This is a genomic window from Sphingobacterium sp. JUb56, from assembly GCF_014191365.1.
Lineage (GTDB): Bacteria > Bacteroidota > Bacteroidia > Sphingobacteriales > Sphingobacteriaceae > Sphingobacterium > Sphingobacterium anhuiense.
In genome coordinates this window covers 647,860-660,573 of the sequence record NZ_JACHWL010000002.1, presented here as the reverse complement: position 1 = coordinate 660,573, position 12,714 = coordinate 647,860, and the positions used below count along the sequence as shown (strand labels likewise).

At 35.0% G+C, this 12,714-nt stretch carries 8 protein-coding genes; 6 read left to right on the top strand and 2 right to left on the bottom strand.

Annotated features, from left to right (window positions below; all coding sequences use genetic code 11):
* Positions 1–8 precede the first annotated feature (8 nt).
* From FHR29_RS22355 to FHR29_RS22345, 3 genes are all read left to right on the top strand, one after another.
* Positions 9–1,271 (top strand): DUF4302 domain-containing protein, encoded by a 1,263-nt coding sequence (locus FHR29_RS22355; protein WP_183917301.1) that lies wholly within the window; start codon positions 9–11, stop codon positions 1,269–1,271.
* Positions 1,272–2,312: 1,041 nt separating this feature from the next.
* Positions 2,313–3,311 (top strand): hypothetical protein, encoded by a 999-nt coding sequence (locus FHR29_RS22350; RefSeq protein ID WP_183917299.1) that lies wholly within the window; start codon positions 2,313–2,315, stop codon positions 3,309–3,311.
* A 679-nt stretch (positions 3,312–3,990) separates the two neighbouring features.
* Positions 3,991–4,860, top strand: coding sequence for a nucleotidyltransferase domain-containing protein (locus FHR29_RS22345; protein ID WP_183917297.1), 870 nt, complete (start codon positions 3,991–3,993; stop codon positions 4,858–4,860).
* Position 4,861: 1 nt separating this feature from the next.
* Here the strand turns inward: FHR29_RS22345 and FHR29_RS22340 are convergent, their stop codons facing one another.
* Entirely contained in the window at positions 4,862–5,119 is a 258-nt protein-coding gene (locus tag FHR29_RS22340; protein WP_221197913.1) for a helix-turn-helix domain-containing protein, read from the bottom strand.
* A 754-nt stretch (positions 5,120–5,873) separates the two neighbouring features.
* Between FHR29_RS22340 and FHR29_RS22335 the strand changes: the two genes are divergently transcribed.
* Genes FHR29_RS22335 through FHR29_RS22325 form a run of 3 tightly spaced genes read left to right on the top strand, consistent with a single transcriptional unit; the run spans position 5,874 to position 12,223 of the window.
* Complete coding sequence (locus FHR29_RS22335) at positions 5,874–7,601, top strand: TlpA disulfide reductase family protein (RefSeq protein ID WP_183917294.1); 1,728 nt, start codon at positions 5,874–5,876, stop codon at positions 7,599–7,601.
* Positions 7,602–7,630: 29 nt separating this feature from the next.
* A complete protein-coding gene (locus FHR29_RS22330) occupies positions 7,631–10,792 on the top strand; it encodes a SusC/RagA family TonB-linked outer membrane protein (RefSeq protein ID WP_183917292.1) in 3,162 nt (1,053 codons plus the stop codon).
* A gap of 12 nt (positions 10,793–10,804) precedes the next feature.
* A complete protein-coding gene (locus FHR29_RS22325; RefSeq protein WP_183917290.1) occupies positions 10,805–12,223 on the top strand; it encodes a RagB/SusD family nutrient uptake outer membrane protein in 1,419 nt (472 codons plus the stop codon).
* Between the two features lie 48 nt (positions 12,224–12,271).
* On the opposite strand, the gene FHR29_RS22320 is transcribed toward FHR29_RS22325, so the two are convergent.
* A complete protein-coding gene (locus FHR29_RS22320; protein WP_183917288.1) occupies positions 12,272–12,682 on the bottom strand; it encodes a hypothetical protein in 411 nt (136 codons plus the stop codon).
* Between the last annotated feature and the right edge of the window lie 32 nt (positions 12,683–12,714).

The window sequence follows — 12,714 nt, the reverse complement described above, 5'->3', positions numbered from 1 at the left end:
ATAACAAGATGAAAAAACATTTATTATATTTTTTCTTTTTTGCAATGGCATTAAGCTCATGTAAAAAAGAAAGTACAGAACCTATTATAGGAGATGTCGATGAAAGGTTATCAGAGGTTTTAGCTTCGTATCAAGATCAGTTAATTGATTCTGAATTTGGATGGAAGGGCTACTTGTTAACTGACAATGAAACTCCAGCAACTTTTTTGTTCAAATTTAATGACAAAAACAGAACAGTAATGTCAGCGGACTATAAACCTGCTGAGGTAGAAAGTTCATATCGTCTAAAAGCTTTGCAAAGACCAACGCTAATGTTTGATTCCTATTCGACACTACATTTAATTGCGGATCCAACATCGAGTGTTTTTGGAGGTGAGACTGCAAATGGTTATTTTTCTGATTTTGAATTTGCCTTTTTATCAGCGAATGCTGATACCATAAAATTAGAAGGTACTTTCAATAAAAGTAAACTGATATTGATAAAATCAAAATCTGCTGAAGAAAGTAACTCTGTATTTACTTCCTTGCAAGAGGTTAGCAACACTTTGTCAAAGCTTAAAACTTATTTTAAGAGATCTACTATAGGAGGTATTGAATGTGAAATAAAGTTGGATGGTCTAGCTCAAATTTTAGCATTTTCTTATTTAGAGGGAGAGGTATTGAAAACTGTGAAATCAAACTATTATGTTTCTGGTAAAAATATAGCATTGTATGAGCCATTAGTTATTGGTAGTACAACTGTTTCCGAATTGAAAGATATAAATTTTGTAACAAATACCGGTATAATAAATGCGGTGATTAACGATGACCCTGTTCAGATCAAAGAAGCAATAGAGCCTATGAGTTATGACAAATCTGCTGTTGAGAGATTTTGGAGAGATGGTAGACAATTAAGTTTTACCCCTTGGGTTAAAGATGGGATAAGCGATTACCTCAATGATGCTAGTATTACAGCGGGAACTGGACTCAATCAACGAGTAGCATGGTTCGGTTATGGTGATGGCTTCGATTTAATTGGTTATGCCGCGAGTTTTCAATTGAGATTTGGAGTTGCCATTTCTTCTAATATTAATAAAACAACTGGGCTGATCAAATATGAATATTATGGTGCTTTGGGAACTTTACCCCCTGCATACCGCAATATTATTCTTCAAACAGGACTTGATTTTACAGATCCTAAAGGTCTTTATGTAATTGAGACTGGAATAAATCAATATGATTTAGTCTCAGCCAGTGATGCTAGAAAATGGCTTAGCTTTAAACCGTTGTAAAACTAGTTTTTTTAAAAGGTAGTTCTTTTTGGACTACCTTTTAAATTGATTTAGATAATAGTATAAATTTGAAAACTTAGTAATAAAAAATTGGGAATTCTAATCTTTTAAATAACAAAAGGTGATTAAGTCTTTACTAACTATAAATACAATTATTAAAATTGAAACTCAGTTTTATTTTTAATTCGGGGATACTTAAACCTTTTTAGAAAAGATTACTAATTTACTGTAAAATCTTAACCTATTCTAAGAATAGATTAAGTAATATGTACAATTTAAATTGGATGTTATATTGAAATTAACTTCAACTTTCAGCTTCCATTATTACTTTAATTATTTATTATGATCATTTTTGAGGAAAAACATAGACTTCCTAAGTTTATTCTGATTATATATATTATTCAATATGTCTTAATGACAATATATTATTTAAAAATTGATGTTATGACGCTGTACTATCATATTCCAGCGATAATCATAGGTTTTTTATTATTTGGTTGCAGGTCCAAGTTAATCTTGAACGATGATGGTATTTTAACAAATTCATTTTTTTATTTTTTTAACAGAAAGTATGATTTAAAAAATACTGACAGTTGCAAGTTTAGTAGCATATCGGGTTTAGGAGATTTTGGTGGCTGGGGAATAAGGTATAACAAGAAGTACGGTTGGTCTTATATTTTTAATTCAGATGATATTGTTACCTTTTACTTTAAAAGTAAAAAAAAAGTCACTTTTTCTATACAGAATATTGGAAAACTAAAAACAGTGTTAACTAAAAATAGTTTTAGTAATTGAATGCTTGCTATTCGAGTTATCTTAAGGTCTGATAAGTCTTGAAAGTTGTTTTTTTATAGGTTAATAAAATATTGATTTTTGATAAAAAAAACTTCCTTGTTTGATAACGATTGTAGACTATGTCGAAATTATGAACTACTCATGGAAACTCAGAAGAAATGGTTAAATTATTTACTGTAAGCATTTATTGAACAAAGTTTAAACAGGCTCTTAATAGAGTGAATATTTTACTAATCAAATATAATTATGAAAAAAAGAACATTATGTAAATTTTTAATTTTAGGTCTTTTATTTTTGATTTCTTGCCAGAAGGATGAAGTGGTTGATAATAAGAGTCTTAAGGTTGATCGTAGTGAGATTAGAGCTCAAATTGCCTTACATAGTAAGGGGCTGGATTATTTTTTTAATAAAAAAGGTATGCAGCACGATATTATTAAGCGAGCATCTTCTCCAACTGAACCTTGGCAACCTGAACCGCCAGTAATTGGTGGAGGTGATCCTGGAGAAATTCCAAAAGTTATTTCTGACTTTCTGATTGAACAAGGAATTCCAAATACAAATGAAATTCGCCTCGTTCCGGAGTTACATTCTCCTGATCTAGTTTATAAAGTACCTTCGGAATATGGATATAAATTTAGTAGAGAATTTTACGAAGTTTGTATTTCTGTAACAAATATCGACCCTGATAATAATAATCAAGCGGAAAGTTTAATTAATATTATTCTATCATCTCAAAAATTTTATAATCTAAATGAATTAGAGCAAACAATTATTGTTGCTGGAGCAGAAACATATTTAGATTCATATAATTATTGGTCTAATCGACTTTTAACTCAGATTCCAATTGGGCCTTCAGGGATTAGTAGTAGTGGAAAAAAAGCATGGAGTTGGTCCGATATAAAGAAAACAGTTGGTAAATATGCCGGTGCGGACGCTAAAGGTGCAGTTGCTGGTGGGATAGGTGGGGCAGTTGCAGGCGCAATTGGAGGCAGTTTTGCTGCTGGCGTTGGTGCTGGTCCAGGAGCTTTAATAGGATCAATGACTGGCGCAGTTGGAACAGGTATTACAAACTCTATTTTAGTTTTTTTTGATGATAGTCCACCCCCAGTTGGTACTCCAGCACCTCCTATTCCAATGCCAACTTCTGAAAGGGAAATTTATCCAGGCCTATTTGTGCCTAAATTTTGGGATAGCTTTATTCAACCACAAGAATATCCAGATGCACCTATTCCAAATATTTTTTAATCAAAATGAAACAGAATACTTCTACTATTAGTTTTATAGCTATAGTAATCTTTTAGAAGCTTATTGTTTCTGGTAAGATAATTTCGATAGTACTTATGGATGCGTATAGAGGTTGTTTTAATAAATTTTTACTTAAGTTTATAAGTGAAAATTTATTAAAAGTTTTAACCGACCTCTATTAACGTAAAAGAGGAGAAGAAAAAATAAATTTTTCTTTTCCTCTTTTTGAGTTTAAATATTTATTCAATAGTTTTAATTATCGTTATATAACTGCTGCTTTTGTTCTTATTTTGCAATCTTGAGACTTTCCATAAGTAGGACAAATGATATGATTTCATCATTGGATAGATTACTGTATTGTCTCTTAAAATTTTCATGAATGAAATAATTTATACAGTTTAGCGCTAGGAATAAAACAATATCTGAATTTCGTAGAGGATTATTGAATAAATTGTTAAATCTGTTCGTGTTAAAATTGAACCCAACTGGAAGATAATTAAATTAATATACTATGTTTAATGCTTCAAATAATTTGAGTTTACACTAATTAATTGATATTTGGAACTATAAAACTTTTGTAAGTAAAACTTTTCGGGAAGACCTATTTATCAAGTTTACTGATAGAGGAAAATTTCTTTAATTTATTGTCTTTCGACCTACTTATTTGTATCTTTAAAGTATGAATACTCAATTGCCCATAACATTACCCGAGTATAAGCTTAAGGAGATTGAAGCCATTAAGCAAGTGATAAGTGACTTTGTGTCGCCGGATATGATTATCCTGTACGGTAGTTATGCAAGAGGGAATTATAAAGATCAGGTTTATGTAAAGGATGGCATTCGTTATTTTTACATTAGCGATTATGATCTAATAGTTGTTACCAATAAAACCAATATAAAGGAATATCAACTGGCAGAAGAGTTGGAGCGGAGGATTAAATCACGGCCTGATATTAATTTCTTTATGTATGATATTGATTATTTCAACCGTGAATTATCAACTGGTAATTTCTTTTTTGTACCGGTGTATTATGAAGGAATTCTACTACATGATAACGGGAAAAGTAAATTAGTCGAACCAACCCCCTTAAGTATTGAACAAATCAGAATCAATATTGAAAGTCATTATGAATTTTGGATAAGTAATAGTTATGAATTTTATGAAACTGCACTAGATAAGTTGGAAAAAACGATTAACGGAAAAACTAGATCGGGATTAACTCTTTGGTTTTTATTCCAAACAATTGAGTCTATTTATAGTACGTTGCTTTTGGTATTTATGGGTATTAAACCCAAGCTTCATAATTTATATAAATATCGAAAATCAATCAATGCTATTTCTGACGAACTTAATGTCATATTCCCTGAAGTCAAGGATAGTAATGAAAGAAGACTTTTTGAATTGTTGAATCGTGCCTATATTGCCGGCAAATATAAAATTGACTTTGAGGTAACAATTGATGATTTGAAGGAGATATCTATTAGATTACAAAAGATGATTAAGGTAACCGAACGTATTTCTATTGCACGAATAGAAAGTCTCAAATAAATTAATCTTCAAATTCAGCAAGATCACCAAGACTAATGTCTAGTCCTTTTGCAAGTGCATACATTGTAATTAATGTAGGAGATGTACTACCTTTTTCAATTCTATGAATTTGACTGAAATCAACTCCAGAAAGTTGCTCTAATCTTCTTAAGCTTATACTTTTTCCGAACCTTATTTTTTTTCCTTCGCGTATAAGTTTAAGATGCTTTCCAAATTCCTCTCGAATTTTTTGTTCATTACTATCCATTAAATCAAACAAACAAGTTATTTAAATATTTTTTGTAGGACTGTTTGTATACATTGTAAAAGTTTCTTATATTTGAATATACAATTATAAAACACATACTCATTCCTCGTTCTGAAGCCTGAAAAACATAACGAATAGAGGAAACAATGAAAAAGATATTTCTAAATAACATAAGCTCCTGTAATTTTAACTTCAAATCTGATGTCGGTTTTTCAGTGCTCAGAATTGAGTTAAAGGATGCCCTATATTTGAAGGGCGACTTTTTGTCAATCCAGTCCTTTATAGATTGGGTTGGCATTTTTTGTCTTCTTAAATCCCCTCCAGAATAATTTCTTTTTTAAACCTCAATCTTTTATTCAATTTACATAAACAGTGTAATTTAAGTATTTGGTCCTGGAGAATTATTATAATTTTCTACTACTGGGCTATTCACTTCTTTTTGAATTAATTAAAATATGGAGTTAAACAAACTATTTATACCGTCAAATAAAATACCGCCTTAATCTTAAGGTTTATAAGTCATTCCGATGACTTAATCGATGAAAGCGTCACGAAGACTAATATATTACCTTTTTATGATGACCATTTAACGCTTTTCGATCCCTTTTTTTTATAGTCTGAGCGCGAGCTAACGGATAGCTGATTAGTTTCATTTTGAAGCTAAGATGGACGTCTATTGCCCTCAGAAAACACCAAAATTATAACCTTAAATACTTAACGAAGCGATCTCTTTCGTGCCATTAAGTATAAATTAACTAACGATAAAATGATGAATTTTATTAGGGATGGGAGAGTACATGCCTATTTGAAGGGTATTTTCCAATCCGTTTATACGATAAAAAACAAGTACAATAAGCAGCGTATATTACCTACATATTCTATTACTAAAAATGCTTTAAAAAACAATATTGCACAAGCAACTAATGTTGATTTAAAGCTTCGATTGTACTACGGTGAAAGTTCCGTTATCCTTTGGGGAAGCACTGTACCTGACTCGGGACTGGATTGCCATTTCCTTGGCTATTTATTGCTAAATAACCAAATAATAAGCAAAGAGATAGCAATAAAACAGCAGAGAATAAGCAAGCAAAGTGCAACGCAGACCTTATGGAGAAGCCTAGGAATACAAACCAAAAGGCCTAGAAATGACAATGAATCGGTAATGAAACACCAATTAAACAGTAACGAATCGGTAACAAATAACCAAAGAGATAGCAGAGAAACAGCAATCAATAGGCTGACAAAGACCATAGCAAACAGATCAAGAATAAATTCTGGTTTTTTCTTAACCAAGTTAACACCAACTTCTAATTTTCTTCGAGTCCGCTTCGACCTGGCTTCGGGATTTCATCGACCACAATGCATGAAAAGTCGAAGCCAGGTCGAAGAAAAGTCGAGTAAAGGCAGAAGTTGGTTAGGAAAGGGTATTAATTTGATGTTTCATTTATTCACTATTGCTACACTGTTAATATACCGAAGAGGTACTGTTAAGCTACCGAGAGTGTACCAAAAAGGTACCGGGAATGTACTGGAGAGCTACCAAAGAGCTACTAAGAGCAGTAGTTTGACAGCGGATATTCAAACAGCAAATAGTAAAGATTCGGAATTTAATTGCTACAGGAAGAAGGTCGTATCTCAAAAGAGAGCATTTAAGCTGTCTAAAATCTTAAGCTTGGCTAAGATGGATTTTCATTACGGTAGTTCGATAAATCGCTTAAAAAGCTTCTTTAATCAAACTCGGCGAGGCATTATGGATGTTGTTAATATGAGTGCTATGTATAAGGAATTGAAAACTGCAAAGGCAATACTTTTATTGACACTTACAGTTTTTCAAAATTTTAATTTTTCTTTAACGGTATTGAAGAACATAAGGACTTATTCTTTACTCGTCCTTATGTTTCATATGTTTAGTTTATCAGCTCAGACGCCCCGCAAGGACAGCGGGGCTGATGGGCTTGTTAAACTAATGCAAAATAATAAGCTTCCTCAATTAATAATAGGAGATCACTTACCTGTTGAATTTTGGAATCAGAAATTGGATTTTCATTACAGCGATGGCTCAAGTAAACGTGTAACGTTAGCATCATTAAAGGATAAGCTGGTCGTTATCGACTTTTGGGCTACTTACTGCACCCCTTGCATCAAATCGCTGGACAAGTGGAATGAATGGCAGACCGAATTTGAAGATGATGTCGTCGTTATTCCTATACATCTCTATGATTTTAGTTCCAAAGCATTGCCTTTTGCAAAGAAGAGAAATTGGAGCCTACCTATGGTGTATGGTAATGCTGTAGATACTGCCATCAATCAGTTGTTCTATTATGACCGGAGCTATGGACAGGTCTGGCTTCGTGATGGAAAGTTATTTGCAATACCTGTCTCCTGGGAGGTAAAGAAAAAAGATATTCTAGAAGCGCTACTTGATATACCACCAAAAATGAATCTATTTTTGACGCACAGTGAAAGATTGAAAGAAAGGGGATTGCAACCATGATACGTTTCTTTTTTATTTTTTTTAGTCTTATGAAGCTTATAAGTAGCGCGCTCGGACAAAATGTTACTGTAGTCAAAGGAGTGGTACTTGACGAACATGATCGGCCGTTACCTGCTGTAATTGTATCACGCATGTCTGACCGTAAGACGCTAGGTACATCGGAAATAAATGGTCTTTTTCAAGTCAATGCTATAGTAACAGATTCATTATCCTTCAGTCATGTGGGATATAAACAAGTAACGTTGGCTGTCAACTCTGTTGCTTCAAAAATAAGTACTACCATACGTATGCGACAGATAGACAATGTGATGGATGAGGTACTGATTAATACAGGGTATTACACAATTCCCAAGGAACGTGCGACAGGTGCTTTTTCTCATATTGACAATGAACTGCTCAATAGAACCAATGGTACAAGCATACTTGATAGGCTTGAAGGAATAACCAATAGTGTGTTATTTGATCGACGTAATCTCGAGGGTGAAAATGTTAATGGTCGTCCTGAAATACGGGTGCGTGGATTGAATACGATCGATTCAGATAGCTCGCCGTTGATTGTGCTTGATAATTTTCCTTATGACGGAGATATCAGCACCATTAATCCAAATGATGTAGAAAGTATCACTGTATTGAAGGATGCGGCGGCGGCATCTATCTGGGGCGCAAAAGCTGGGAATGGCGTTATCGTTATCAATACTAAACGTGGTACTTATAATAAACCTACAGCGATCAGTTTTATAACAAATTATACGTTTGGAAAAAAGCCTAATCTGTTTTATAATCAGAAATACCTTCCTTCGTCTACGGTGATGACTATCCAAAAAGAACTGTTTGAAAGAGGCACTTATTTGGAACAGAATCAGACCCGAATTCCTGCCTATGTGGAATTATTAATAGCCAAAAGGGATGATAAATTAACGCAACAGGAGTTTACGATTCAAGAGGATTTGTTGGCCAGGACAGATTTGCGCGAGCAATGGTCGAAACATCTTTATAGACCCAACTTTACTGGGCAGTACAGTCTAGGTATCAGTGGAGGTACAAGTAAACATCGCTATTCGTTTAACACAGGTTATGACAAAAACTGCGCTAGCATAGTCGGTAATGAGGATAGCCGGATCAACCTTAGTTTTCAAAATGCTTTTAAAATTGGCAACAATCTTGAACTGAACAGTGGTGTCTGGTATACTTCGCAATATGCCGCAACTAACGGTATTGGCTATAGTAGTGCGTTAAATACCGATATCTATATGCCCTTACAAGACGAACTGGGCAATCCAAGTTATCTAACTAAAACTTATCGTTTGCGATATCAGAAGAATGCTCCGACAATTGGACTGCTGGATTGGTTGTACAGGCCTATTGAAGAAGTGAGATTAACGGATAACGAGAACAGAAAAATGGAGTGGCGGATCAATACTGGAATCAACTATAGACTGCCATTGGATATTCAGATACAGGCATTCTATCAATATACCCAGGGGACAGGAAAGGAGCAGACTTATTATGATAAGGACTCTTACTTTGTTCGAAATCTAGTTAATAGGTTTACCCAAAGCAATGGGAACAGAGTGATACCTTATGGCGGGATCATGGAATATGAGCAACCTGCTGAGCATAAGACGCATTCAGGTAGATTACAAATCAATTATAAAAGAACCATAGCAAGTATGCATGAGATGACGGCTCTTGCGGGTACCGAAATTAGGCAGACGGTTTTTCAGACAATTCCAGGTATGACTCTTTATAACTTTAATCCGGAGACTTGGAGTGCCGATTTTAATGTGGACTACAAAACCTTAAATCCAACCCGACCAACGGGTAATAGCCGTATTCCCTCCAAAACATTGTCACCAACTAAAAATAATGGACGGAATCTGTCATATTATGGAAATGGAAGTTATAGTTATGACAATCGGTATGTGTGGAGTGGCAGTATACGCTGGGATGGTAGTAATTTGCTTGGAGTAAAATCTAATCAGAGAGGTACTGTTTTATGGTCATCTGGTGTGAGTTGGAATATTGGAAATGAACTCTTTTTTAAGAATGAAGTTATGGAGCAACTTCGTTTTCGTATTACTTATGGTTCGGCGGGAAACATAGATAAATCACAAAGTCATTACCCGACAATTGCTTATGCTCTTGATGAGATAACGGGATTACCTGTAGCTAATTTAAATCATCCGGGTAACCCTGCACTTAAGTGGGAGCAGGTGAATACGCTCAACTTTGGAATTGATGTAGGTCTATGGGGAAATAGGATTACATTGGCGCTTGATCTGTACCGTAAAAAAGCAAAGGATTTATTGGGGAATCGAGTACTGGATCCATCCACAGGTGTGACAAGTGCCTTTAAGCTGAACTATGCAGGTATGGAGACGCAGGGGTTTGATATTCAACTGTCAAGCAAAAATATCAAGGGTGTTTTTAACTGGGATACTGATTTATTATTAAACTATACAACCAATAAGATTACCAATTTTAAGAATATCCCGATTACTAATATTGCGGAATATATCAATAACCCACCGCCGATGAACGGGAAGTCTTTAGATAATATCTATGCTTACCGTTGGAATGGCCTAAATAGCATGACCGGATATCCTATCGTCTACATCGACGACAAGGAGACAACAGACTATATTGCTTATATAAATCAATTAGCTTTTGATGACCTGATAGAGGTAGGATCTACAGTTCCTAAGCTTTTTAGCTCCTTACGTAATACCTGGTCTTGGAAAGGATGGCAACTGAGTACATTATTATCCTTTAAATCAGGGTTTGTTTTCAGAAGGTCTTCCATAGGATCAGGGCAGGAGTATGGCTCAACACCATATTACCATATGGATTATTTTAAGCGGTGGACACAATCTGGAGATGAGCATTTTACAAATGTGCCGGCATGGTCTAAGACTACGTCTTCGAGTACTGGATGGACTCTCTATCGCGATTCTGAAGCACTGATCACCAATGGAGCATCAATAAGGATGCAGGATATTCAGGCGAGTTATCTCCTTCCTTTAAAATGGGGGCAAGCTAAAATGCTTAAAGCAGATTTAAAAATCTTTCTCGGTATCAGGAATGTGGGCATTCTTTGGCGTGCTAATAAGCAGGCGATTGATCCAGATTTCCCAAAGGCTTCTTATCCGTTGCCTAGGTTTATGAATGTGGGCGTAAATTTGAACTTTTAATTTGAAATAGAAATGAAACAACGAGATATAAACAATTTATTGTTCCTTGTGGGATTATTATTACTGCTGCAAGGTTGCGGTAAGAGCTTTTTGGAAATAAAACCTAATCAGAGGCAAAAAGTACCGAATACAGTAGCGGATTACATGGCTATATTGGATAATGCGTCAAGCTTTATTAACCCGGTGAATAGTCGAAGTTCACATACACTTGGAATTATTGGTGCAGATGAGTATGAAATACCTACTGCAGTATATGGCACTTTTCCAGTGGGACTAACTTTTGATTATCAGAAGAATGCTTATGAATGGAATGCCAAAATCTATCAGGGAGGAGAGGGGGGAATTGTAATACCGACTGATTTTGATATGGGATATCAGCGCATTTTGTTGGCTAATTTAGTGTTAGAAGGTTTAACTAAGATAGTTCCTCTTTCTCTAGAGGTAGAGATGTGGAATCACGCAAAGGGTATGGCCCTATTCCACCGTGCGTGGAATTATTATTGTCTCTTACAGCTATATGCACCCGTTTACAGTACCGTTAGTGCAAAATCTGATCTGGGAATACCTTTAAGAAAGGAATCTGATCCAACAATGAAGTTGGCGCGATCATCTGTCCACGATTGTTATGATTTGGTTATTACAGATCTTAAAAATGCGTTAGATTTTTTACCGGAAAAGTCCATCGTCAAATTTCGCCCAAATAGGCAGGCGGCATTAGCGCTAATGGCACGTATAAATTTTCAGATTGAAGATTACAGGGCAGCATCTGACTATGCTTCGGATTGTATTGATGCGGGTGGGGCATTGATGGATTATAATAATCTAAAGATTCAGGCTTATCCATTTCCCATTTATGGAATAGAAAATGAAGAGGTGATATTTGCGATGACGGCTTATGACGCACTTGCCTACAGTGGTGAATATCTTGCTGTACGCTTAGATTTATTTGACAGTTACGAAGCGACTGATTTAAGAAAAACACTATTTTTTGAACGGGATCGAAATAATTTAGTGCGGTATCGGGGTAGTTATTTTGGTAATCGGTTCCTATTTACAGGTCTTGCATTAGATGAAATATATCTGATACGTGCTGAAAGTATGGTAAGATTGGGCAAACTTAATGAGGCATTGAAAGATTTAAATTTACTTTTGAAAAATAGATACAAAAAGGAGACTTATATTGATTTAGCAATTCAAAATAAAGATGAACTTTTAGATCGTGTATTAGAGGAACGACGGAAAGAGCTGTTGTTTAGAGGTGTACGTTGGGAAGATCTGCGCCGGTTAAATAAAGATCCAGCGACAGCTACTATATTGAAAAGAAATATAGCTAGTAAGGAGTTCGAGCTATTACCGAATAGTCCACGGTATGTCTGGCCTTTTCCAGAAGAAGCGATTAATGTAGGTGGTTATCCACAAAATTTACGTTAAAAAAAGTGACCTTTCGCATTGCGAAAGGTCACTTTTCTAAACCCTATGTTAAGGTTTATGTGATGTTGCGCCCGCAGTAGCACCAGCTGTGATAAAATCCTGAATGGTTGGAATATCATCACCTGCCTCCACTCTCTCCAAAAGATTTTGGATTGCTGTATCATTTTCGTCGTATGTCAATTGCCTAGCACATAGTTCACCAGAAGGTTGTGTGCAAGGAGCTGATGGGCTCGACGATAATTGTGCTGTGACATTTTGGTCACTATTACTTGGGTTGCTTGGATTGGAAGCATTTGATGCATCAACCGACAACCACGTCGTGGTGGTTAATTTTTTTACTGTAACAGTTTTAACCACTTCTTTCTTGTCCATCGCCTTTACGACGAAAAATGTACCGATTAATAATAAGAAAGATAATATGATACCGGTACGTAACCGGTTTATTTTTAAAGTGCTCATGAGCAGTTCTTTTAAGTTTATATAATATTTGT

Coding starts and splice junctions, on each gene's coding strand:
- FHR29_RS22345 (WP_183917297.1), top strand. CDS start 3,991: ATGAATACTCAATTGCCCATAACATTACCCGAGTATAAGCTTAAGGAG.
- FHR29_RS22355 (WP_183917301.1), top strand. CDS start 9: ATGAAAAAACATTTATTATATTTTTTCTTTTTTGCAATGGCATTAAGC.
- FHR29_RS22320 (WP_183917288.1), bottom strand. CDS start 12,682: ATGAGCACTTTAAAAATAAACCGGTTACGTACCGGTATCATATTATCT.
- FHR29_RS22350 (WP_183917299.1), top strand. CDS start 2,313: ATGAAAAAAAGAACATTATGTAAATTTTTAATTTTAGGTCTTTTATTT.
- FHR29_RS22335 (WP_183917294.1), top strand. CDS start 5,874: ATGATGAATTTTATTAGGGATGGGAGAGTACATGCCTATTTGAAGGGT.
- FHR29_RS22325 (WP_183917290.1), top strand. CDS start 10,805: ATGAAACAACGAGATATAAACAATTTATTGTTCCTTGTGGGATTATTA.
- FHR29_RS22330 (WP_183917292.1), top strand. CDS start 7,631: ATGAAGCTTATAAGTAGCGCGCTCGGACAAAATGTTACTGTAGTCAAA.